This window comes from Stenotrophomonas sp. 169 (genome assembly GCF_014621775.1).
In the GTDB taxonomy this organism is placed as follows: domain Bacteria; phylum Pseudomonadota; class Gammaproteobacteria; order Xanthomonadales; family Xanthomonadaceae; genus Stenotrophomonas.
The window spans coordinates 2,797,468-2,820,821 of record NZ_CP061204.1; the positions used below are offsets into that span (position 1 = coordinate 2,797,468).

The 23,354-nt window shown below is 66.1% G+C and carries 22 protein-coding genes; 16 read left to right on the forward strand and 6 right to left on the reverse strand.

The window, feature by feature from the left end; genetic code table 11:
* The first annotated feature begins 65 nt into the window (after positions 1-65).
* The gene (locus ICJ04_RS12250) at positions 66-527 is read left to right on the forward strand and encodes a bacteriohemerythrin (RefSeq protein WP_188324511.1); all 462 of its coding nucleotides are present in this window, start codon (positions 66-68) and stop codon (positions 525-527) included.
* Here the strand turns inward: ICJ04_RS12250 and ICJ04_RS12255 are convergent, their stop codons facing one another.
* Positions 528-1,820: an MFS transporter gene (locus ICJ04_RS12255; protein ID WP_188324512.1), complete on the reverse strand. Its 1,293-nt coding sequence runs from the start codon at positions 1,818-1,820 to the stop codon at positions 528-530.
* 776 nt (positions 1,821-2,596) lie between these two features.
* On the opposite strand from ICJ04_RS12255, the gene ICJ04_RS12260 reads away from it, so the two are divergent.
* From ICJ04_RS12260 to ICJ04_RS12305, 10 genes are all read left to right on the forward strand, one after another.
* Positions 2,597-2,776, forward strand: a complete 180-nt coding sequence (locus ICJ04_RS12260; protein WP_188324513.1) for a hypothetical protein — start codon at positions 2,597-2,599, stop codon at positions 2,774-2,776.
* A gap of 141 nt (positions 2,777-2,917) precedes the next feature.
* Positions 2,918-4,270 carry an aspartate aminotransferase family protein gene (locus ICJ04_RS12265; RefSeq protein ID WP_188324514.1) on the forward strand — a complete coding sequence of 451 codons (1,353 nt, stop codon included), beginning with the start codon at positions 2,918-2,920 and terminating at the stop codon, positions 4,268-4,270.
* 63 nt (positions 4,271-4,333) lie between these two features.
* Positions 4,334-5,200, forward strand: coding sequence for a plasmid replication/partition related protein (locus tag ICJ04_RS12270; protein ID WP_188324515.1), 867 nt, complete (start codon positions 4,334-4,336; stop codon positions 5,198-5,200).
* Between the two features lie 255 nt (positions 5,201-5,455).
* Positions 5,456-6,757 (forward strand): DUF445 family protein, encoded by a 1,302-nt coding sequence (locus ICJ04_RS12275; protein WP_188324516.1) that lies wholly within the window; start codon positions 5,456-5,458, stop codon positions 6,755-6,757.
* 274 nt (positions 6,758-7,031) lie between these two features.
* Positions 7,032-8,171: a peptidoglycan DD-metalloendopeptidase family protein gene (locus ICJ04_RS12280; protein ID WP_188324517.1), complete on the forward strand. Its 1,140-nt coding sequence runs from the start codon at positions 7,032-7,034 to the stop codon at positions 8,169-8,171.
* A gap of 66 nt (positions 8,172-8,237) precedes the next feature.
* Entirely contained in the window at positions 8,238-8,624 is a 387-nt protein-coding gene (locus ICJ04_RS12285) for a DUF4124 domain-containing protein (protein ID WP_188324518.1), read from the forward strand.
* A 283-nt stretch (positions 8,625-8,907) separates the two neighbouring features.
* Positions 8,908-11,130, forward strand: a complete 2,223-nt coding sequence (locus tag ICJ04_RS12290; RefSeq protein ID WP_188324519.1) for a TonB-dependent siderophore receptor — start codon at positions 8,908-8,910, stop codon at positions 11,128-11,130.
* Between the two features lie 55 nt (positions 11,131-11,185).
* On the forward strand, positions 11,186-11,518 hold the full coding sequence (locus ICJ04_RS12295; protein WP_188324520.1) for a DUF3649 domain-containing protein: 333 nt from the start codon (positions 11,186-11,188) through the stop codon (positions 11,516-11,518).
* A complete protein-coding gene (locus ICJ04_RS12300; RefSeq protein WP_188324521.1) occupies positions 11,515-13,137 on the forward strand; it encodes a PepSY-associated TM helix domain-containing protein in 1,623 nt (540 codons plus the stop codon). The genes ICJ04_RS12295 and ICJ04_RS12300 overlap by 4 nt, the downstream gene beginning before the upstream one ends.
* The gene (locus ICJ04_RS12305) at positions 13,134-13,463 is read left to right on the forward strand and encodes a DUF3325 domain-containing protein (RefSeq protein WP_188324522.1); all 330 of its coding nucleotides are present in this window, start codon (positions 13,134-13,136) and stop codon (positions 13,461-13,463) included. Before ICJ04_RS12300 ends, ICJ04_RS12305 begins: the two co-directional genes overlap by 4 nt.
* Positions 13,464-13,603: 140 nt before the next feature.
* Here ICJ04_RS12305 and rlmKL read toward each other — a convergent pair whose 3' ends face one another.
* Positions 13,604-15,739, reverse strand: a complete 2,136-nt coding sequence (rlmKL, locus tag ICJ04_RS12310) for a bifunctional 23S rRNA (guanine(2069)-N(7))-methyltransferase RlmK/23S rRNA (guanine(2445)-N(2))-methyltransferase RlmL (RefSeq protein WP_188324523.1) — start codon at positions 15,737-15,739, stop codon at positions 13,604-13,606.
* A 206-nt stretch (positions 15,740-15,945) separates the two neighbouring features.
* Positions 15,946-16,491, reverse strand: a complete 546-nt coding sequence (locus tag ICJ04_RS12315) for a hypothetical protein (protein WP_188324524.1) — start codon at positions 16,489-16,491, stop codon at positions 15,946-15,948.
* A 22-nt stretch (positions 16,492-16,513) separates the two neighbouring features.
* Here ICJ04_RS12315 and ICJ04_RS12320 point away from each other — a divergent pair, with 22 nt between their 5' ends.
* A complete protein-coding gene (locus tag ICJ04_RS12320; protein WP_188324525.1) occupies positions 16,514-17,095 on the forward strand; it encodes an N-acetylmuramoyl-L-alanine amidase in 582 nt (193 codons plus the stop codon).
* Between the two features lie 45 nt (positions 17,096-17,140).
* Here ICJ04_RS12320 and ICJ04_RS12325 read toward each other — a convergent pair whose 3' ends face one another.
* The 3 genes from ICJ04_RS12325 to ICJ04_RS12335 all read right to left on the reverse strand — a co-directional run bounded on the left by ICJ04_RS12325 (position 17,141) and on the right by ICJ04_RS12335 (position 19,720).
* Entirely contained in the window at positions 17,141-18,046 is a 906-nt protein-coding gene (locus tag ICJ04_RS12325; protein WP_188324526.1) for a sulfurtransferase, read from the reverse strand.
* Complete coding sequence (locus ICJ04_RS12330) at positions 18,043-18,855, reverse strand: CoA pyrophosphatase (RefSeq protein WP_188324527.1); 813 nt, start codon at positions 18,853-18,855, stop codon at positions 18,043-18,045. Before ICJ04_RS12330 ends, ICJ04_RS12325 begins: the two co-directional genes overlap by 4 nt.
* A gap of 163 nt (positions 18,856-19,018) precedes the next feature.
* On the reverse strand, positions 19,019-19,720 hold the full coding sequence (locus ICJ04_RS12335) for an FKBP-type peptidyl-prolyl cis-trans isomerase (RefSeq protein WP_188324528.1): 702 nt from the start codon (positions 19,718-19,720) through the stop codon (positions 19,019-19,021).
* A 166-nt stretch (positions 19,721-19,886) separates the two neighbouring features.
* Here ICJ04_RS12335 and ICJ04_RS12340 point away from each other — a divergent pair, with 166 nt between their 5' ends.
* From ICJ04_RS12340 to ICJ04_RS12355, 4 genes are all read left to right on the forward strand, one after another.
* Positions 19,887-20,669: an enoyl-CoA hydratase-related protein gene (locus tag ICJ04_RS12340; RefSeq protein WP_188324529.1), complete on the forward strand. Its 783-nt coding sequence runs from the start codon at positions 19,887-19,889 to the stop codon at positions 20,667-20,669.
* Between the two features lie 3 nt (positions 20,670-20,672).
* The gene (locus ICJ04_RS12345) at positions 20,673-21,029 is read left to right on the forward strand and encodes a hypothetical protein (protein ID WP_188324530.1); all 357 of its coding nucleotides are present in this window, start codon (positions 20,673-20,675) and stop codon (positions 21,027-21,029) included.
* A gap of 50 nt (positions 21,030-21,079) precedes the next feature.
* Positions 21,080-21,718: an endonuclease III gene (nth, locus tag ICJ04_RS12350; protein WP_188324531.1), complete on the forward strand. Its 639-nt coding sequence runs from the start codon at positions 21,080-21,082 to the stop codon at positions 21,716-21,718.
* A gap of 183 nt (positions 21,719-21,901) precedes the next feature.
* Entirely contained in the window at positions 21,902-23,113 is a 1,212-nt protein-coding gene (locus tag ICJ04_RS12355; protein WP_188324532.1) for an OprO/OprP family phosphate-selective porin, read from the forward strand.
* Positions 23,114-23,354: the final 241 nt, after the last annotated feature.

The following is a 23,354-nucleotide window of genomic DNA, read 5'->3' on the forward strand; positions in this document are numbered from 1 at the left end:
CCAGATCAGTGCCCGGCGCTCTACAGCCGTCGACACTCGCGCCATCGGTCACATGGAGCGCGCACATGGCACTACTGGTCTGGCAGGACGACCTCAACATCGGCATCGACGTCATCGATCATCAGCACATGCGGATCGTGGAAATGCTCAACCAGCTGCATGTTGCCCAGCAGGGTGTGCAGCGCGCTGCCGTGGCGGACGTGATGGGGGAACTGGTGGATTACACCATGTCCCATTTCGCCTTCGAAGAGGAGCTGATGGAAGAAGCCGGCTACCCGTTCTGTGCCGCACACAAACGCGTGCACGAGATATTCGGCAAGCGCGTGTCGGATTACCGTCTGCGTTTCCAGGCGGGGGAAGATGTCACCGATGAACTCCGCAGCATGCTGTCGCGTTGGCTGTTCAACCATATCCGTGGCGATGACAAGGCGTACGCCGAGCAGGTGAAACAGCACCTCAACCAGTTCACCCGCCAGCACCAGGGCGGCACGTGGCTGGGCCGCACCTTGAAACGCTTCTTCAGCTGATCAGCGCACGCGCCGCTGCAGCGCCAACAGGGCACAGATGGTGATCAGCGCGGCAATGCACAGGTAGTAGCCGACGGCCACCAGACCGAAGCGTTCGGCCAGCCACGTGGCCAGGTAGGGCGCGGGGGCCGCACCCAGGATGCCGGCCAGGTTGAACGACAACGAGGCCCCGGTGTAACGCACCTCCACCGGATAGATCTCGGCCAGGAAGGTGCCGCACGGACCGTAGGTGAGCCCCATCAGGAACAGGCCCAGCGACAGGAAGCCCAGCACCATCCACGGACTGCCGGCCTGGAACAGCGGCGCCAGCAACACCCCGAAGCCCACGATCAGGCCGCTGGCGATGATCATCGTGCGGCGCGTGCCCCAGCGGTCGCCGTAGCGCGCGGAGATGGGAATACCGGCGGCGAAGAACAGGATGCCGACCATCTGCAGCAGCAGGAACTGCTCGCGGCTGTAGCCCAGCACGGACGTGCCATGACCCAACGCGAACACCGTCATCAGGTAGAACAGCACGAAGGTGGCGAACACGCCCAGCGTGCCCAGTACCATCGGCACGGCGTGCTCGCGCAGCACGGTCATCATCGGCAGCTTGACCCGCGCATGGGTATCGAGCGCTTTCTGGAACGCCGGCGTCTCGTGGATGTTCAGGCGCACCCACAGCCCCAGCCCGACCAGCAGCGCGCTGGCGATGAACGGAATGCGCCAGCCCCACTGCAGGAAGTCGTCGATCGACAACAGCCGCCCCAGCAACAGGAAAATGCCCGCCGACAACAGAAAGCCCAGCGGCGCACCCAACTGCGGGAACATGCCATACCACGCGCGTTTGCCCGGGGGCGCGTTCTCGGTTGCCAGCAGCACCGCCCCGCCCCACTCCCCGCCCAGCCCCAGGCCTTGGCCGAACCGGCACAGCGCCAGCAGCGCCGGTGCCCACAAGCCGATCTGCGCGTGCGTAGGCAACAGTCCGATCAGTACCGTGGACAGCCCCATCGTCAGCAGCGCAGCGACCAGCGTGGCCTTGCGACCGATCCGGTCACCGAAGTGGCCGAACACCGCCGAGCCCACCGGACGCGCGATGAACGCGACCGCGAAGGTGGCCAGCGACTGCAGCAGCGCGGCCTGGTCACTGCTCTCGGGGAAGAACAGGTGCGGAAACACCAGCACCGCCGCCGTGGCGTAGATGTAGAAGTCGAAGAACTCGATGGTGGTGCCGATCAGGCTGGCCAGCAGCACGCGCCGCGGCGAATTGGCCGGCACGGGTGTGGGTGGAGCAGGTGCAACGGTGGACGACATGGAAGGGGAATCGCTGGGCAGGAAGCGTTCCGGATTCTGCCATGGGCTCCCGGCCGGGGGGCACATTGGTTTCAGCCGACACCGCCCGCACCACACGCCCGGTAGCGCCGACCCATGCTCGGCGAGCCCAGCGGGCCCCGCCGCCGAACGTACCGAGCCACCCCGCGCGGATTGGCGCAACCACCGCACACCAGCACAATCCAATCGCGACATGCTGCCAACCACGTGATCGCCACCTACGAACCGCAACTTTGCCCATGGACGCAGGCAGGGTCACGTCCGCACGATGATGACGCTGACGACGTAGAAGCGTCAGCCGGGATTGGCATCCCGGATCGTGTGGTCCTTTGCACTCTGTTGCTGCCCTCACGGGCCCGGCGGAGAATGCATTGTCTCGCCCTTCATACGGCGGACGGTGCGTGGGGATCCCCGTATCCGCCGGCTTTTGGATCACACGACCGGTATGCCAACCCGCATCGTCCGCCACCCTCGCCTCGGCGCAGGTGGCCTTCCTGCCGAGCGAGGTTGACCGATGTCCGGCCAACTCCTGAGCGGTGCACGCCTGCATTCCCTGCTGGGCGACCGCATGCACGACCTGCCCCGCCCCTTCATCGACACGCTGGAGCGCATCCTGATGGCCAATGGCGTGCCACACCCGGCAGCGGGGCAGCGCCCTGCTCTGCAGCTCGTGTCTGCCTGCACTGACCGCCGCGACGACGACGCAACGCAACGCAACGCAACGCGCAGCGTTGGCTGTGAAGTTGCCGGAACGCGCAGTGCCCGGCCTGCAGGAGGGCACCCGCCAGGCATTGGACGCGATCCTGGAAATCCTGCACGCGGTACACGACAGCCAGCACGATGGCTCCAACGAGGTGCTGCTGTGCGAGCGTCTGGTCGAGGGCCTGATCGTCGCCGGACGGCAGCTGGTCCGGGAGGCCGCGCCCAGCGCGCGGTGATCCTGTGTAGCGGCGTCCTTCGGCGGGGGTAACGCGTTCGTGCCGCGCGGGAACGCGGCCGTCATGCGCCTCGCACAGTGCAGACAGCGCCTCGACCCGCCCAGCGGTACCGTGCGCCTACCTGCCCCGCTGGAGCGTTCGATGCCTTCTTCCGCCGCCTCCCTCACCACGCTGGCCACCACACAACCGGAGACGCTGGACGCGTTCTGGATGCCGTTCACCGCCAACGCGCAGTACAAAGGCGCGCCGCGCATGCTGGTACGCGCCGAAGGCATGTACTACGAAGACGTGGACGGTCGGCAGATACTGGATGGCACGGCCGGGCTGTGGTGCTGCAACGCCGGCCATGGTCGGAAGAAGATCGTCCAGGCCATCGCCGAACAGGCCGGCACGCTGGATTTCGCACCCACCTTCCAGATGGGATCGCCTTTGCCGTTCGTGCTCGCACAACGGCTCGCCGCGCTGGCGCCGGCAGGATTGAACCATGTGTTCTTCACCAATTCCGGCTCGGAAGCGGTGGACAGCGCGATGAAGATCATCCTCGCCCACCACCGCGCGCGCGGCGAGGGCCAGCGCACGCGCTTCATCGGGCGGGAAAAGGCCTATCACGGCGTCGGCTTCGGCGGCATGGCGATCGGCGGCTTGGCCAACAATCGCCGTCAGTTCGGCCTGCAGCTTGGCGGCACCGCCCACCTTCCACACACCCTCGATCTGCAGCGCAACGCGTTCACGCAGGGCCTGCCTCGGCATGGCGCCGAGCTGGCCGACGCACTGGAGCGACTGATCGCGCTGCACGACGCGTCCACCATCGCCGCGGTGTTCGTTGAACCCATCGCCGGGTCGGCCGGTGTCATCCTGCCCGCGCCCGGCTACCTGCAGCGGCTGCGCGAAATCTGCGATCACCATGGCATCGTGCTGGTGTTCGATGAAGTCATCACCGGCTTTGGCCGCGTCGGGATGCCCTTCGCGGCACAGCGTTTCGGCGTCACCCCTGACCTGATCACCTTCGCCAAGGCGGCCAGCAACGGCGCGGTGCCACTGGGCGGCGTGCTGGTCGCCGATGCCATCCATGCCAGCCTGCAGCAGGGCCCGGCCCAGTCGATCGACCTGTTCCACGGCTATACGTACTCCGGCCATCCATTGGCCTGCGCGGCCGCCTTGGCCACGTTGGAGGTGTATGCCGAAGAGCGCCTGTTCGAGCGTGCCATCGAACTGGGTGACCACTGGCAGCAGGCCCTGCATCGCCTGCACGACCTTCCCAACGTGATCGACATCCGCAACTTCGGCCTGGTGGGCGCGGTGGAGCTTGCGCCGCGCCGAGATGCCCCTGGCAGCCGCGGCCACGAGGTGTTCCGGCGATGTTTCCATGATGGCGACCTGCTGGTGCGCCAGACCGGCGACATCATCGCGTTATCGCCGCCCCTGATCGTGGAACCGGCGCAGATCGACCGGATCGCCGACGTGCTGGGGGCCATGATCCGCGCCACCGCCTGAGCCGGGACGCGCCAGCGCGAGCCGGTACAATGGGCGGTTCCGCTCCACGACCGCCCGTTGCCCATGAACATCGTCGTCAAAGAAGAACTCAAGGCCTACATCGACCCGCTCACCGCGGACGAGTACGAAGCGCTGGAGCGCAGCATCCTCGCCGAAGGCTGCCGCGATGCGCTGGTGCTGTGGGGTGATGTACTGGTGGACGGACACAACCGATACGGCATCTGCCAGAAGCACGACCTGCCGTTCAACACCGTGCAGAACACCCGCTTCCAGAGCATGGATGATGTCCACCTGTGGATGATCGAACAGCACCTGGGCCGACGCAGCGTGTCCGACTTCCAGCGTGGCGAACTGGCGCTGCGCAAGCGCGAGATCCTGGCTGCGCGCAAGCGCATCGAGCAGGAGCAGCTGCAGCGCGAGAGCGATGGCACCAGCGAGGGCCAGGATGAGGACCAGGACAGCCCCCCGTGGGACCCGGCACCGACGTTCAGCCGTGCCGAACTGGCCCGCGAAGCCAAGCTGAGCAGCAACCAGATCAGCATGATCGAACGCATCCGTGCGCAGGCTGCGCCGGAAGTGGTCGAAGCGGTAAAGAACGGCCAGCTGTCGATCAGCGCGGCAGCGGCCGTGTCGTCGCTGCCGGAAGACGAACAACGTGCAGCCGCCACCGGTGGCAAGGACGAACTGAAGCAGGCCGCCAAGCGCGCGCGCGAAGCCAACCGCAAGCCACGCGCCGCCAAGCCGGACGCGGTGGTCGAGGCTGACGCGGTCAGCGAGGATGAGCAGGCGCTGCGCGATGCCAAAGTGCTCACCGCCCTGGAGCAGCTGGGTGAAGGCCCGCCCGCGCTGCGCGCCCGAATTGTCAGCCTGACGCGTGAGAACGACGCCCTGCGCCAGCAGCTGGCGGCCCTGCGCGCCCAGTTGGCGTAGAGCCGACGGGCATACCCGACTGGTGGACCTGACTGGTGGACCCGACTGGTGGACTGACTGGTGGACCTGACTGGTGGACCCGACTGGTAGAGCCGACTTCAGTCGGCTGCTGTTTGCATGGGGTAACCAGCATCAGCCGACTGAAGTCGGCTCTACCCGGCAGCCGCATCGGTCGGCCCCACCGTCACCCCTTCCCCCACCGCCCCGCCGCAGGCCGTCAACTGCGCCCAACATCCACCCCGTTAGACTGCGCGCATGAAGCCCTCCCTGCCCTCTGCTCCCCACGATCCTCGCCGCGCCCAACTGCGCCGGTTGAAGGCCATCGCCTTCGGCATGTTGCTGGTCATGCTGGCCGGATTCGCGGTCAGCCACTGGCAGGGAGAGCGCGGCGCCTGGGCATGGGTCTCTGCGTTCTGCGAGGCGGCCGCTGTCGGCGCGATGGCGGACTGGTTCGCCGTCGTGGCACTGTTCCGCCGCCCCATGGGCCTGCCGATTCCGCACACCGCCATCATCCCGCGCAGCAAGGAACGCATCGGCGACAGTCTGGCGGTATTCGTGCGCGATCAGTTCCTCGCCCCGGACATGCTGCTGGCACGATTGAAGGTGTTCGATCCGGCGGCACGCCTCGGCAGCTGGCTGTCCGCGCCGGAACAGGTACGCATGCTGGCCGATATGGCACGCACGTGGGCGCTGCAGGCGCTGGACTTCTTCGATGAAACGGCCGTACGGCGGCAACTGCACGCGTTCGTGGTGCAGCAGTTGCGGCAGTGGAATGCGGCCTCCACCGCGGGTGAGCTGCTGGCCCTGCTGACCGCCGATGGCCGCCATCAGCGCGTACTGGACGAAGGCCTGCAACGCGTCGCACGATGGCTGGAGCAGCCGGAAGTGAAAGAGCGCGCATCGCAGTTGATCGTGCGCTACATCCAGCGTGAGTGGCCCACCCTGTCCAGCACCGTGAACTGGATCAAGCCGATCGATGAGATCGGCGACAGCCTGGCCGAGCGACTGGCAGGCGCAGTGCTTGAAGAAATGCAGCAGGTGCTCGCCGAACCGATGCATCCGCTGCGCCAGGATTACGAGGCCTGGCTGGGCAATTACGTACAGCGGCTGCGCGAAGACCCGGCGCTGGCCGAACGCATCGAGCAGTTGAAGCAGGAAATGATCGACCACCCGGCCCTGCAGGACTATGTGCAGGGGCTGTGGTCGCGCATCCACGCCAGCCTGCGCGCCGATCTGCAGAGTGAGACCTCCGCGTTGGCAGGCTATCTGGAACGCAGCATGGCCGCGCTGGGCCGCAGCCTGTCATCGGACCCGGCGCTGCGTGACGCGCTCAACCAGCATCTGCTGGAAGGTGCCCAGCGCTTGACCTCGCGCCTGCGCGATGGCGTCACCACGCATATCGCTCAAACGGTAAAAGGCTGGGACGAGCGCCACCTGGTGGAGCAGCTGGAACTGAGCGTGGGCCGCGACCTGCAGTTCATCCGCTTCAACGGCACGCTGGTCGGTGGGCTGATCGGTCTGTTGCTGCATGCCGCCACCACGTTCCTGCCCGGGTAAGCCGCGTTGCGTACAGCGCGCGCGCAGGGCCGCGCCACCGATTGATCCTGAAGCAGAGACTGCTGCCTGCGATCGATTTTTTCGACACCATCCGCTCTGTGATTAGCGACAAACTCCGCACCGTCGCACCTGCCTAGCATTGGCCGTGCCCGCCCGCCAACAGCGGCAGCGGCGAGCCAGTCCTTGATCACCCTGAGAGGCCCGCTTCGTGCAGGGCCAGGAGACGTTGCGGCCTGAACATCCCTGCCGCTCTGCCTCAGCCGGATCCCTAACCATGACCGTCTACAAGCGTCCTCTGTTCAGACCCTTGCTGCTTGCTGTTCTCTGTGCTGCGTCCACGCTGTCGATTGCGCACGCCGGCACGCCCTCCCTGCACAGCCAGCACCTTGTCTACCAGTACGACGAAATGTTTGATTTCAATATCGGCGAGTGGCTGGAAACGCATGCGCCACCGCTGGCTGCGCAGGCAGAGACGCTTTCCCACTGGTCGGGCTACAGCGGGATCAGCCCGCGTGTGCTGCTTGCGCTGATGGAGCTGCAGACCGGCGTGTTGAGCTCCCCCCAGCCGAGTGCGGCAAGGCTGGAGCGGCCGTTTGGCACGCTTGTCGCCACGACGGGTTTCAGTGCGCAGTTGCGCGATGTTGCCGAGACGCTGCGCGATGCGATGTACGACGCCGCTGACAGAAGCACCCGTGGTCCTGTTGCGCTTTCTACCGGCAATCCGCTGCGTACGTTGTATGCGCTGGCAGGAACCGAAAGCGTGCGTGCGGCGCAGTTGGCGGATATCGGATTCGTTGATGTCTACCGCCGTCTGTTCGCAACCGAGCCAACGCAGGTATCGCGTACGGCGCAGCCCCGCGCCGACGCTCCACCGACGAACCTGCTGCAGTTCCCGTACCCGCTCAACGCCCGCTGGTACGTCGGAGGAGCGCACACCAATTCCGGAAGCGGCAGCTTTCCGATGTCCTCGCTGGACGTGGGCGTGGGCGGGTGGTGGGGCAGCGACCAGAGCCGCAACTGGGTATCCGCCTCCGCTGCCGGAAAATTCAAACGCCACTCTTCCTGCATGGCTGAAATCGTGCACGACGGGGGTTGGTCCACTACCTACTACCACCTGATGAACATCCGCCCCGCCACCGGCGACACCGTTACGGCCAACGCCCCCATCGCGAACCCCGCGAACAGCCTGGTGCAGGCATTGTGCAACGGGGGTGCATCGACAGGCCCACACCTGCATTGGTCACTGAAGTCCAACGGAAGCCACCACCATCTGAACGGCATCACCCTGTCCAGCTACGTGATAACCGCCACGGGTTCCAGTTATGACGTCAATTGCCAACGCTTCAATCTCAGCCGAAACGGCAGTCGCTCCTGTTTCGGCTACTACACCAACATAGGTGTCGACGCTCCCTGAATAGGGTATTCTCCCGCGCATCGCGCGCCAAGGCGGTGCGCCGGGGGAACCATGACCAGGATGTTGGTGACGCTGGCGCTGTGCGCGCTGGCAACGCAGGCGCATGCGCAACGCGTGTACAAATGCAGCGACGGCAAGCAGACCATCTACCAGTCCGTGCCGTGCCCGAAAGAGCTGGACACCGGCGTCAGCCGCCCTATCGTGCGCGACCCCAACCTGACCTCCGCCGACCGCGTGCGGGTGGCCCGCGAGACGTCGCAGGCGCGCCGTTGGGTCCGCGAAAGCGTCGGCTATGACCAGCCGGACATACGCGGCACGGTCATCGACAACGTCGTCGATGCGGAAGCGTGCGAGGACGCGCGCGTCCGCAAGGAAATGACCGAGGTGTTCACGGGACGCACGGCGCCCGAACGCGTCAACAAGGAAATCCACCGCGCGTGCGCGGTTCGCTGACCGACTGATGCGCCATCCGTTCGTCCATGGGACCGTACTGAAAACGCTTGCTTAACTAAATGCGAATACTTATCATTTAAGCATTGTCGTACGCCCAGCCAGTCAGTTGCGGATGCTCTGCTTCCGTCTCCGCCGCCCCGTGTACCCACACCACTGTCTGCCGCTCGGGCCCTGCGCCCGCGCGGCGACGATGGGAGCGGGCGCTGACTGCAGCGCTGAGCGCACGCGTCCACGCGGCCGCTTCCATCGCCGGCTTTTTTACCTGCATGGATACGCATCCCTCATGTCGTCCCCGTTCGTTGCACCCGCCCCATCGCGCCTCGCCGTCGCCATCACCAGCCTGCTGTTGGCCGCCACCGCCCACGCCGAGGCGCCTGCTGCCGATGCCGCGCGCACCCTCGATGCCGTACAGGTGACCGCCGACGGTGAAATCGACAACGGCTATACGGTGAAGCACGCGCGGACCGCGACCAAGCTGGACCTGTCGCTGCGCGAAACCCCGCAGTCGGTGACCGTGATCACCCGCCAGCGCCTGGACGACATGGGCCTGTTCGCCCTGTCCGATGTGATGGCCCAGGTTACCGGCGTGCATGTGTCGGTCACCGACAGCGAACGCATCAACTATGTGTCGCGTGGCTACAACATCACCAATTTCCAGGTCGATGGCATGCTCAACACCTTCGGCGGTTCGATCAAGACCAACACCGACAGCGTGATCTACGAGCGTATCGAGGTGATCCGCGGTGCCACCGGCCTGACCACGGGTGCCGGCGATCCGTCGGGCACCATCAGCTTCGTGCGCAAGCGCCCGACCGACACCTTCCAGGCCGGGGCCAACCTGACCCTGGGCCGCTGGGGCAACCAACGCCTGGAAGCCGATCTCGGCGGCCCGGTGGCGCTGGACGGTCGCGTCCGCGCGCGCGTGGTCGCGGCCAAGCAGCAGAGCGATTCCTTCCGCGATGTCTACACACTGGACAAAGACGTGTTCTACGGCATCGTGCAGGCCGACGTCACTGACAGCACACTGCTTGAACTGGGCTACGAGTACCAGTCACCGCATACCCGCGGTGTGACGTGGGGCGTGGTGCCGTACTGGGGCGCCGATGGCACGCCGGCGAACCTGCCGCGCTCGACCAACCTGTCCGCCTCGTGGAGCAGCTGGCCGATCATCGAGAAGACGCGTTTCGTCCGCCTGGAACAGCAGCTCGGCAATGGCTGGTCGGCCAAGGCCAACGTCACCCATGCCGACCGCGATACCGACGGCAGCGTCTGGTACGGCGCATCGGGTTACCCGCGCCCCGATGGCACCGGCGTGGTGGCCTACATCTCGCACTTCAACGAAAAGAGCACGATGTCGGTGTTCGACCTCAACGTCAGTGGCCCGTTCAAGCTGTTCGGACGGGACCATGAACTGGTGTTCGGCGTGGGCCAGTCGGTGCGCAAGGGCGAATCGGATGCCATCGATTTCGACTACAGCGATGCCTACGCCAGGGTGCCGGACTGGCGACACTGGACCGGCGAGGTTCCGCGTCTGCCGGTGACCCGCCTGGGCTATCTCGCTTCGGAGAACGAGCTGAAGCAGCGCGCTGCCTATGTGGCCGCACGCCTGCAGCTGGCCGATCCGCTGCTGGCGGTGGTCGGTGCGCGCTACGGCAGCTGGGAAACCACGAGCTGGCGCTATACGCACGACACCGCGGGCGCGCTCACCGCCACCACGCGCACGGGCTATAAGCCCGACGACTCCCTGACCCCGTATCTCGGCCTGGTCTACGACTTCAATCGCAACTTCAGCGGTTATGTCAGCTACACCGACATCTTCCAGCCGCAGAACTACCGCGATCGCGACGGTGATTACCTGGAGCCGGTGGTCGGCAACATGTGGGAGGGCGGCCTGAAGGCGGAGTTCTTTGATGGCCTGCTCAATGCATCGGCCGCGGTCTTCGAGGGCGAGCAGGACAACGTGGCGGAGATCGATGATTCGGTGCCGCCGTCGTCGCTGCCCGATGGCAGCCAGGCCTATCGATCCACCGGCAAGGGCAACAAGGTGAAGGGGTGGGAACTGGAGACCCAAGGCAGCATCGGCGAGCACTGGAACCTGTCCGCCGGCTTCGCCCATACCACCATCCGCAACCGTGCCGGCGTGCTGCAGAAAACCACGACGCCGCAGGATACGTTCCGCCTCAACACCAGCTGGCGTCCGGGCGGCATCGAAGGCCGGTTCTGGCTGGGCGGTGGGGTCACCTGGCAGAGCGGCATCTGGAACAACAGCAGCAAGCCGCGCGCGGATTACCTGACCACGGGTCGGACCGAACCCGCGCGCATCGAACAGGACGCGTTCTACCTGGTGAACCTGTCGGCGGGCTATCGCTTCGACGAGAACTTCAGTGCCCAGCTCAATATCAACAACCTGCTGGACAAGGCGTACTACAACAATGTCGGCTTCTACCAGGGCGTTTATTGGGGCGAGCCGCGCAACGTCACCGTGACGCTGCGCTGGAAGCTCTGAACCCTCTCACGTTTCCCTGGGGCAGCACTGCCTCCAACCGCAACGCAGGATCACCGTGGACCGCTCGCCAACTTCCGCCAGCACGACCGCCAGCCCCCGCCTGGCCGCGTTCTTCGCCCGCCCCGGCTGGGGCGTGTTTTCGCGCAGCATGGCGGCCATTTTCGGTGGCTACGCGCTGGCCGCAGTAACCAGCGTGTTCTGTGCGCTCGTCGTGCCCGGCCCGCGCGGCCAGGCCGTGTTGACCGGCATGCTGGTTGCCATCGTGGTCTGCGCCTGCGCGGCCTTGTGGGCGTTCGCCACCCGCACCGCGCTGCGGGCGTGGGTCGGGATTCTGCTGCCCACCCTGCTCATGGCGGCGGTGGCACGTGCACTGGGAGCATGGGCATGAAGAACGGATTCCGTCAGTCGATGGCATGGCTGCATACCTGGACCGGACTGCTGGTCGGCTGGCTGCTGCTGTTGATTTTCATGGCCGGCACGGCCAGCTATTACCGCGAGGAAATCAGCCGCTGGATGCGCCCTGAGCTGCCGGCCACCACGGTCAGTACCGATGTCGCCGCCGAACGGGCAGTGGGTTACCTGCAGACCCATGCCGGCCAGGCCGAAACGTGGTTCGTCACCCTGCCCGATCCACGCAACCCGGCCATGCGGATGTTCTGGCGCAACCCCGAATCGATGGTCAAGCCGCCGGTGGAAGGCGAGCGACGGCGGCGTGGCGGCGGTCGTTTCGGCGATGCGACCATCGATCCGAACACCGGCGAAAAACTGGAAGCACGCGAGACCCGCGGCGGCGAGTTCTTCTACCGCCTGCATTTCGACCTTCATTACATCCCGGTGTTGTGGGCGCGCTACCTGGTCGGTTTCTGCGCGATGTTCATGCTGGTGGCGATCATCACCGGTGTCATCACGCACAAGAAGATATTCAAGGACTTCTTCACCTTCCGCAAAGACAAGGGGCTGCGCTCCTGGCTGGATTTCCACAACGTCAGCGCAGTGATGGCGCTGCCGTACCACGCGATGATCACCTATACCGGCATCGTCACCCTGATGGTGATGTACCTGCCGTGGGGCATGAAAGTGGCCTACCCGACCGACGAAGACGCGTTCTTCAGCGAGGCCTTCGGTGGCATGCCCGAGATCAGTGCGCCGGCCGAAGGACGCGCTGCCGCCCTGCCGATCCAGCAATTGCTCGACAGCGCGCGGACGCATTGGAAGGGCGTGGACGTGTCCGGGTTCAGCGTCACCAGCCCTGGCGCGGCCAATGCGGTGATCGACATCCGCCAGCGCGATGGCCGTCGCCTGTCCACCGATACGCCGGCGCTGCGCTATGACATGGTCAGCGGCGAACTGCTGATGGAGACGCCGGCGTCCGGCGCGGCCACCGCCACCCGTGGCGTGATGTATGGCCTGCACCTGGCGCGCTTCGCCGACTGGGGCCTGCGTGCCCTGTTCTTCCTGTCCGGGCTGACCGGCTGCCTGATGGTGGCCAGCGGCGTGGTGCTGTGGGCGGTCAAGGAGCGTCCCAAGCATGCGAAGACCGGCAGGATCGGCTTCGGCCTGCGCCTCGTCGATGCACTGAACATCGGGGCGGTGGCCGGCCTGCCGATCGCGTTCGCGTCGTACTTCTGGGCCAACCGGCTGCTGCCGCTGCAGACCGCCGAGCGCGCCGATGCGGAAGTGAGCGTGTTCTTCTATGCGTGGGGCACCGCGTTGTTGGCCGCCTTCATCTGGCCCAAGCGGGTGATGTGGACGTGGCAGTTGTACTTGGGTGCGGCGCTGTTCGCGCTGTTGCCGCTGCTCAACGCACTGACCACCCACGCCCACCTGGGCGTCACGATTCCGGCCGGTGACTGGGTGCTGGCCGGCTTTGACCTGGTGATGCTGGCGTTCGGCGCCATGCTGGCGATGTGTGGCTGGCGCATGCAGCGCTGGACGCCGCCACTGACGGCCGCGGAGAAGAAGAAACGCGCTGCCGCAGCCGCCGTTGCAGCGGAGGCCCGGGCATGATGCTGCTCGCCCTGTGCCTGTCCTTCAGTGCGTTCACCGCGCTCTCGCTGGCGATGGAAAAGCACCAGATGGACCTGCATGGACGGCAGGCCGCACCGGTGTCACGGCGACGCATGTGGTCCGTGCTGGGCTGGCTGCTGCTGGCGGCAGCCTTCGCCCTGTGCGTGGTCGATCATGGCTGGGCGCTGGGCCCGGTGCTGTGGCTGGGCGCGATGACCCTGGGCGGCCTGCTGCTGGCGTTTGGCCTGTACCCGTGGAAGCCACGCTGGATCGTGCCGCTGGCCGTGGCGTTGCCGGCGATGGGCCTGGTCGCGGCGGTGCTCTGACCAAGGCGATGGTCTGACCACGGCGCCGCTGCGCTCGCCGAGCATGGCTCGGCGCTACCACCGTGTAACCCCATGACGGCTACCGGCCGTCATGCGTCATGTGGGACGGCAGTGACGGCCGCCGGCCGTCACTGAGCTGGTCACAGTGCGCGCAGTTCCCACGCGCGGTGGATGCGCGCGTTGCGCTCGAAATCCGGTCCGATGGTGCGCGGGCTGATCTCCCGGCAATTGGCGAACTCGGCAATCGCATTTTCTTCCAGCTTGAAGCGACGGAAGTTGTTGGAGAAATACAGAACACCACCGGGCGCGAGGCGCGCAACGGCCGCACGCAGCATCCGCACCTGCTCGCGCTGCACATCGAAGTCTTCGGCACGAGCCGAGTTGGAGAAGGTCGGCGGATCGCAGAAGATCACGTCGTACAACCCTTCATCGGCCTCCAGCCACGCCATGGCGTCGGCCTGCACCAGCAGGTGCTGGTTGCCGCCCTGCCCGTTCAACGCCAGGTTGTCGTAGCACCACTGCAGGTACGTGGCGGACAGATCCACGCTGGTCGTGCTGGCCGCCCCCGCCACCGCCGCCTGCACACTGGCGACGCCGGTGTAGCAGAACAGATTGAGGAAGTGCTTGCCGCGGATCTGTTCGGCCATCGTCCGGCGCAGCGGGCGGTGGTCCAGGAACAGACCGGTGTCCAGGTAATCGAACAGGTTCACCCGCAGCAGCGCATCGTTTTCGCGCACGACCAGGAACTCATCCCGACGCTCGAAGCGGCCGTACTTGCTGCCGCCCTTGCCGCGCTCGCGCGACTTCAGCGCTACCTGTTCCGGCGGCACCTGGAATACCTCGCGCGCGGCCGACAGCAGCTCGTTGCGGCGACGGCGCACGTCATGCTCGGGAATGGTGGCCGGCGCGGCGTACTCCTGCACATGCAGGAACGTGCGGCCCTTGCCACCGTCCTCTTCGTATACGTCGATGGCGGCCGCATATTCCGGCAGGTCGGCATCGTAGGCGCGATAGCAGGTGATCTGCTCACGGCCACGCCACGTCTTGAATTTCTTCAGGTTCTTGCGGATGCGGTTGGCCACCATCTGCGCGCCTTCGCTCAGCTCGCGCGGAATGGCCGGGTCACGCTTCGGCACGGCGACCGGATCGCAGACGATCAAGGCACATTCCAGTGCGCCATTGAACATCTGGTACTTCTTGCCAGCGCGCAGGCCGGTAGCGAACGCCAGATCGTCATTGCCGCACAGCAGGCTGGCCCGCCATTGCGGCACCGCCTTCTGCAAGGCGTCGCCGAGGCGGCGGTACAGCGCCGGATCGGCCGCCAAGCGCTCGTCATAGGGCGGGTTGCAGACCACCGTACCGATGTCCAGCGGGGGGGCCGGCAGGTCCACGATGTCGGCGCGGGTGAAGGTGATGGCATGCGAAACACCGGCCACTTCCGCGTTCTCGCGTGCGGCGGCGATGGCGAGCGGATCGATGTCACTGCCGAACACCACCGGCTTCAGCGCGGCCAGGCCTGCGGTTTCACGCTCACGGGCTTCGGCCAGCAGGGTCTTCCAGTTGTCCTTGTCAAAACCCAGCCAACGGCTCGGCGGCAGGCTGCCATGGCGCATCAGACCGGGCGCCACGTCGGCGGCCATCAGGGCACCTTCGATCAGCAGGGTGCCGCTGCCGCACATGGGATCCAGCAGGCCGCCACCGGCCGCATGCAGGCGCGGCCATTGACCGCGCAGCAGCACGGCCGCCGCCAGGTTCTCACGCAGCGGCGCCTCATGCGCCGCGCCGCGCCAACCCCGGCGATGCAGCGGGCCGCCACCGAGATCGATGGAGATCGTCGCACGTCCCTTGCGCAAGGACAGGTTGATGCGGATGTCCGGCAGGTCGGTGTTGACCGACGGACGTTCCAGTCCCTCACTGCGCATGCGATCAACGACCGCATCCTTGATCCGCTGCGCGGCGAACCGGGCGTGGGTGATCTTGTCGCCGGATACATGCGCGTCCACGGCCAGGGTCATTTCCGGCTTCATGTGGTCCTGCCACGGCATCAGGTGCACGCCGTCGTACAGGGCCTGCTCATCCGGGCACTCGAATTCGGCCAGGGGCCACAGCACGCGGCTGGCCAGACGCGACCACAATATGACCCGCTGCGCCTGGGCCAGATCGCCCTCGGCATTGGCACCGGCGATGGTGGCAGTGGCCTTGGCAAGGCCCAGGGCCGACAGTTCGTCGGCAAGCAGGTATTCCAGGCCCTTGGCGCAGGAGACGAAGAAATTCACAGGATCGGTTTCGCAGGTGGGGCAGCCGCTTGCGCGGCGCAGGAACGGGCAGGCCCTGGCAACAGGCCCGCGCCCATGCCGGCGGCACGGGGACCCCATTGTAATCGCTGGCGCCCCTACCGGTCCGGCCCGCGCTGTGGCAACGCAGGCGGCCGGGTCACGTTGCCTTGCGCATCGGCCGGGTCCCGCCCTCTGCGCCCATTACCTCAGATCCGGCGCAGCAAGGCCTCGAACGCGGCGGCCGATTCGGCGACGTGGTCATTCAGGCGGTGGCCGTCGTTGACCAGCAGCAGCGACGCAGAGCGGGCACCCGCCCAGGCGATGACCTCCGCTGCGGGGATCAGTTCGTCATGCCACGCGTGCACCACGCTGGTCGGCACATCGGCCGCATCCAACGCCGGCATGGGGCCCATGGACGTAGGCGGCACCATCAGGAACAGCCCCTTCACCGGCACATGCAGCGATGCAAGCGCGGACACATAGGCGCCGAGGCTGGACCCGGCCAGGACCACCGGGCCGCGCGCGGCGGCCGACGCAGCCAGCGCAATCAGGCGCTGCAACCGGGCCGGCACATCACCTACGCGGCTTACGCCGGACTTCGCGTCCAGATCGGTGTAATCGGGCCGCTCGTGGCTCCAACCCAGGCGGGTGGCGACCTCCGCCAGTGCGGTCACCTTGGTGGCCTCCGGGCCGCTTTCAAAGCCATGCGAGAGAATGCAATGGCCGGTACTGTCTGGGAGATCATGATTCATGACGCAATGCTAGCATCGCCGCATGCCGAGTCTTCTGCTCCCCGACCTGCGGGTCGCGCCCCTGCCTTATCACGACCTGCTGCCCCTCCGCGCGACAGAGGCGCTGGACATGGTGGTGATCCATTGCACTGAACTGCCGGACCTGGCGACGGCGCGGGAATACGGCGAGAAGGCGCTCTATCCCAGCGGCACGGGCAACAGCGGCCATTTCTACATCGACCGCGATGGCAGCGTGCACCAGTACGTGGCCCCGGATCGCAGCGCGCACCATGTGCGCGGGCTCAATGCGCAGTCGATCGGCATTGAACTGGTCAACAGCGGACGCTACCCCGCGTGGTTCGACAGCCGTCGTCAGCAGATGCACGAGGCGTACCCCGAGGCACAGATCGCGTCGCTGCTGCGGCTGCTGCATGCACTGTGCGCACGCTATCCCTCGCTGCGGCGGATCGCCGGCCACGACGAGCTGGACCTGGAGCAGGTGCCGGCCACGGACAATGCCCAGGTAACCGTGCCGCGCAAGCGGGATCCCGGCCCGTTGTTCCCGTGGGACACCGTGCTGGCGCCCCTATCGCTCGTCCGCGAGACGACACCTCTGCCCCGGTAGCGCCGAGCCATGCTCGGCGAGCGCAGCGGGACGGTTGCTATCGGCTCAGGCGCCCGTCGCCACGGGGCGGCCTTCGTCGCTGATCCAGCCACTCCACGAATCCGCGTAGATACGCGCACCGCCCAACCCGACCGATTCCATCGCCAGCAACAGATGGCAGGCGGTAACGCCCGACCCACACATCAGCACCACCTGAGACGGTTCGTGCTGGCCGATCACCTGCTGCAGCTCCGCGCGCAACTCCTCCGCCGGCCGCAGATGGCCGTCGACCACATTCAACGCGAAGGGGCGGTTGACCGCGCCTGGCACGTGACCGGCAATCGGGTCCAAGGGTTCGACTTCGCCCCGGAAACGTTCGTTCGCACGCGCATCCACCAACCACCCAGGACTGTGTTTCAGACGCGCGGCGACTTCGTCTGCGCTCGCGACCTGGGTGACATCCAGGCGTCCGGGATACGGAGGCAAGGGCTCAGGTGCGACCGCATCGGTCACCAGTGGCAATCCGGCGCGCTGCCATGCCGCCGCCCCGCCATCCAGCACGGCTACCTGCCGATGTCCCATCAGGCGCAGCAGCCACCACAGGCGGGCGGCGGCCATGCTGCCTTCGGCACCGTCATAGACCACCACCTGCGTGTCAGGGCCAATGCCCCAGCGCCCCAGCGTGGCCGCGAACACGTCACTGTCCGGGAGCGGATGGCGGCCGTGGCCGGTCGTGCTCTTGTCTGACAGGTCGCGATCCAGGTCGGCGTGGACGGCACCTGGCAGATGGCCGGCAGCAAACTGTGCCGCGCCCGATTGGGGATCTGCGAGGGAGAACCGCGCATCAACGATACGCAGGGCCGTGCCCGGCGTCGCGCGCGCATCCACCAGGCGCACACCTTCCTGCGTCAATCCAGCCTGCAGGGACGCTACGTCCACGACAGTGGTCCACGGGGTATCGATCACGCTCATTGCAGTTGCTCCAGACGTCGACGCAGGTTGTACAGGATGGCCGCCGTGGCCCCCCAGATGCGGTGGCCCGGCCAGCCGTACTCCAGCACATGGCGGACGCGGCCACGATGGACTATTTCCACGTGCCGCAGGTTGTCGGCCGTCATCAGGTAGTCGAGCGGCACTTCGAAGACATCAGCCACTTCGTCCGGTGAAGGCACCGGCGTGAAGTGCGGATCGACAACCGCCACCACCGGCGTCACCCGATAACCGGTAATGGTGACGAACGGATCCAGATAGCCCAGCGCCTGTACCTGCTCGGCGGGGAGTGCGATTTCCTCGTTGCTTTCGCGCAGGGCGGCGGCGACCGCGTCGGCATCGTCCGGCTCGGTGCGCCCGCCAGGAAACCCCACCTGCCCGCCATGCTGGCGAAGGGTTTCCGTGCGTCGGGTGAGGATGACCTGGGCCCCGGTGGCACGCGGCACGATGCCCGCCAGCACCGCCGCTTCCACCAACGGACCGTCTGGCAGCAGATCGTCGAGCTCACTGCGATTCCAGCCGTCGCCCATCGGCGGCGCGTGCAGCGGATGCAGCGCGCGCATCAGCCGTCCATCGTCGGCCAGTGTTCCAGACAGTGATGCCCGAAGCTGCTCACGCAGGGGCAGGCGGTGATGCAGCACGTGGTGGCGTTCGCGCTCGCTCATCGACGACCATCGCGCAATTTCGTCGATATCGCGCAGGCAGCCGATGCAGGATCGATGATGATCAAGCTCGCATTTTCCAACGCAGGGACTGGGCACCGCACGCGTGTTTTCTTCCGTGGTCTGCACCGATGTAATTTACCGCGAAACGGCGAGGGAGGGATGGGGGGGGCAGCCGACTGAAGTCGGCTCTACCAGTCGGCTCTACCGGTCGGATCTAACGAGATGCCGCGCGCATAAAAAAACGCGCCGGTGGAAGCCACCGGCGCGTCGGGTCAAACAGTGATGCGGATTACTTGACGCTGACCAGCTTGATCTCGAACTGCACGGCCACGTTCGGCGGGAACGGGGTACGCGGGTCGGCACCGTAGGCCTGTTCCGGCGGCAGGGTGACTTCCCACTTCGAGCCGGCCGGCATCTGCAGCAGCGTTTCGCGCATGGCCTTCATTTCCACTTCGCTCAGCTTCATGGCAGGAATCTGCTGGGCCGGGCGGGCTTCGGTCGGACGCTGGCCGAACGGGAACGGACCGGCCACTTCCAGCTGCACGCTGCTGGCCTGGGTCGGCTTGGCGCCGGTGCCGGCTTCGATCACGCGGTACTGCACGCCGCTGGCAAGCGTCTGCACGCCGGACTTGGCCTTGTTGTTGGCCAGGAACTGCGTGCTCTTGGTCTTGTTCTCAGCCGCAGCCTTGTCGTACTCGGCCTTGGCGGCCTGTGCACGACCCTGCTCGCGCTTCTGGAACGCTTCAACGGCCGGCTTCAGCTGGTCGGCGGTGATCGCCGGCTGCTTCTTGGCGTAGGCGTCCTGCAGACCCTTCACCACCGAGTTGATGTCCAGCTGCTCACCGCGACCGGTCAGCTCCGCAAGGTTGTTGCCGTAGTCATAACCGAAGTAATAGCTCAGCTTGCCCTTTTCGGACGCGACGTCCTGGGCGAAGGCATTGCCCGTCAGGGCCAGGGCCGCAACGGCGACCGCGATAGAACGCAACTTCATCAAACAATTCTCCAGGGGTGGTAACTCAGGGGGCGTTTTCGCCGCCCTGAGGCGACGGGTTAGGATAGCGGTCGCACGGGTGATCCGCTACTGACGACGTAGGCTTTGACCTGTCTGCGTTTCAAGAGTTCAACATCACTGTTTTTTAACGTTCAGGAGCACCTGCGTGTCACATTCCCCGATCATCGTCGCTGACCGCGGTGCCGTGCGCACGCTGACCGTGAACCGGCCGGACAAGCTGAATGCCCTCGACGGGGCGACCCTGCGGGCGCTGTCGGAGGCCTTCACCGCCGCCTGCGAGGCTGACAGCGTAAGGGTCGTGGTGCTGACCGGCGCGGGGCAGAAGGCGTTCGTGGCCGGCGCCGACATCAGCGAAATGAACGGACTCAGCGCTGTGCAGGGACGCGATTTCTCGCTGCTGGGACAGCGCCTGATGCGTCAGATCGAGCGCATGCCCAAGCCCGTGATGGCCCGAATCAACGGCTTCGCGCTGGGGGGTGGGTTGGAGTTGGCGATGGCCTGCCATCTGCGCATCGCGGCTGATAGCGCCAGATTGGGCCTGCCCGAGATCACTCTCGGCCTGATTCCCGGGTTCGGCGGCAGCCAGCGCCTGCTGCGCCTGTGCGGGCGCGCGGCCACGCTGGAACTGTGCCTGCTGGGCAGCCCGGTTGACGCCAACCGAGCGCTTCACCTCGGTCTGGTCAACGAGGTAGTTGCCGCCGACGCGCTGGTTGCGCGGGTGGATGAGCGCGCCGACCAGTTGGCGCGCGCCGCGCCATTGGCCGTCCGGGCGCTGCTGGACGCGGTTCACGTGGGCGGCGAATGCAGCCTGGAGGCGGGCCTGGACTACGAAAGTGCGCAGTTCGGCCTGCTGTTTGCCACCGATGACATGCGCGAGGGCACCCGCGCCTTCCTTGAGCGTCGTCCCGCCCACTTCGAGGGTCGCTGACGGATGGCCCGCCGACCGGACCCCGTGGCGCTGTACGAGCGGCTGCAGGCTGATGACCTGGACGGTGCGCTGCTGGCCGGGCTGATGGACTACGTGCCCGACGCGGCCGATGCCTGCCAGCTCCCCGGCCACGCGGACCTGCCCGATCGCCTGCAGGCGGTGCAGCGCCAGTTGCAGCGCGCCTGGCAGGCACGAGAACGGTACCGCGACCGTGCCGTCCGGCTGGCGCGACGTGATGCCGAACGCGATGCGCGGCGTTCGCCGCCCCCTGCCCCCGATCACACCCCCGCCCTGCCCTCTGCCGCTGCCGCCATCCTGGCGCGGGCGAAGGCGCGTGCGGCCGCGCCGCGGGGGTCGTGATGGCTGTTTCGGGTTTGCCCACGCGCACGGCTGCGCGGCGCACGACGAAGATGCCACGCGCCGACGTGCTGGAAATGTTCACCCGGCTGCGCGAACTCAACCCACATCCGAAAACCGAGCTGGAATACAGCAGTCCGTTCGAACTGCTGGTGGCCGTCGCGCTGTCTGCGCAGGCCACCGATGTCGGCGTCAACAAGGCGACCCGGCGTCTTTTTCCGGTGGCCAACACGCCACAGGCGATTCTCGACCTGGGGGAGGAAGGGCTGAAGCCGTATATCTCCACCATCGGTTTGTTCAACGCCAAAGCGAAGAATGTGATCGCCGCCTGCAGGCTGCTGGTGGAGCAGCACGGCAGCGTGGTGCCGGAGGATCGTGCCGCATTGGAGGCCCTGCCGGGAGTGGGGCGCAAGACGGCCAACGTGGTACTCAATACGGCGTTCGGCCAGCCGACGATGGCCGTCGACACCCACATTTTCCGCGTATCCAACCGCACCGGCCTTGCTCCGGGCAAAGACGTGCGTGCGGTCGAAGACGGTCTGATGAAAGCCATCCCTGCCGAATTTTTGCTGGACGCGCATCACTGGCTGATCCTGCATGGACGGTACGTGTGCAAAGCGCGCAAACCCGATTGTCCGCAGTGCGTCATCCGTGACCTCTGCCGCTTCAAGGACAAGACCGCGTCGGTCTGATCCGCCGCGCAGACTGCCATCGCCGCGCCATCCGGACGTCACAACCACAGGGCATCAATGGCCCCGGCGAAGAGGGGTAAGGGGTGCTGCGGGCGCACGGCGTTCGCAAACTGTCACATTTACGCAATCTTCACGTTCTAGCCTGCGCGCATCTTCCCACCTGCCTGCAAGGCTACTCTCTCCATGAAACTGCATCGCCAACTTCTCACTGCGGCCGTTGCGGCTGCGCTGTTCGTGCCGGCCGCCCACGCTGAAGTGGCCATCGATGTGATCGGCGGTTCGGAGATCACCTTCGAAGGCCTCGTCCAGGCCGACGGCAACTGGTTCGACAACGATGTAGCCGACCTCAATGGCGGCGATGCAGCCAACGGCAAGGACAGCGAATTCGAGCTGCGCCGTGCCGAGCTGGTGCTCAAGGGCAAGGGCCCGGGCAACGTGGAATGGGTGGTCGGGTATGACGCCAAGGCCGACAAGTTCCTCGACACCAACGTCAAGTACAAGCTGGGCGGCAACAGCAACCACTTCGTGCAGCTGGGCCAGTACAAGCAGCCCAACAGCCTGGAAGAACTGTCCAGCACCAAGAACAACGACTTCATCTCGAAGGCCGCCGTGACCAACACCTACGCCGTGGCCCGTCGCCTCGGTGGCGCGTGGGGCTATGCACAGGACAACTGGTCGGTGACGGCCAGCGCGTTCGGTCGCGAGCTGACCCGCAACCTTGCGCACGGCAGCGGCTACGGTGCACGCGGTACCTTTGCGCCGATCAATGAAAAGGGCCAGGTCCTGCATTTCGGCCTGAGCTACGTGGCGTATGACACCGACGCCGATACCCTGCGCGTGCGTGCCCGTCCCAACGCCGACCTGGCCACCGTGCGCCTGGTCGACAGCGGCAACATGGTCGACACCGACCGCGTGACCACGCTGGGCCTGGAAGCGATGTACATCGGCGGCCCGTTCAAGGCCCAGAGCGAGTACTACAGCAGCAAGGCCAAGCGCCTGGCCAACGACAACTACACCAGTGACGGTTACTACGTCAGCGGCCTGTGGAACATCACCGGCGAAAGCTGGGGTTACAAGGGTGGCGTACCGGGCACCGGCCTGCCGGACAACCCCGCCGGTGGCATGTGGCAGCTGGGCGCGCGCTTCGACCATATGGATCTCAACGACGGCAACCTGAGCGCGAACCCGGTGGCCGGTCGTCCGCCGATCGTGGACGGCGTGCTGGGCGGCAAGATGGATATCTGGACGGTGGGCGTGAACTATTACTGGCGCTCCAACACCAAGTTCGCCCTGAACTACGTGATGGTGGACAGCCAGAAGTACAGCTCCAGCGCACGCGGCTTCGTCAATGACGATCCGAACATCCTGGAAGCCCGCGCGCAGTTCTTCTGGTAAGACCTGCAGCAAGTGAAAATGGAAGGGCACGGCATGACGCCGTGCCCTTCCGCGTTTGCGGCCCCGCGTTTGGTAGAGCCGACTTCAGTAGGCTGCTCCACCGTTCGGTAGAGCCGACTTTAGTCAGCTGCGGCGGCCAGCCGACTGAAGTCGGCTCTACCCTGGCGACTGCGCCAGCCGACTGAAGTCGGCTCTACCCCTGGCTATCCCCTCCTCTGGCGACGCTGTCATCGATGCGTCA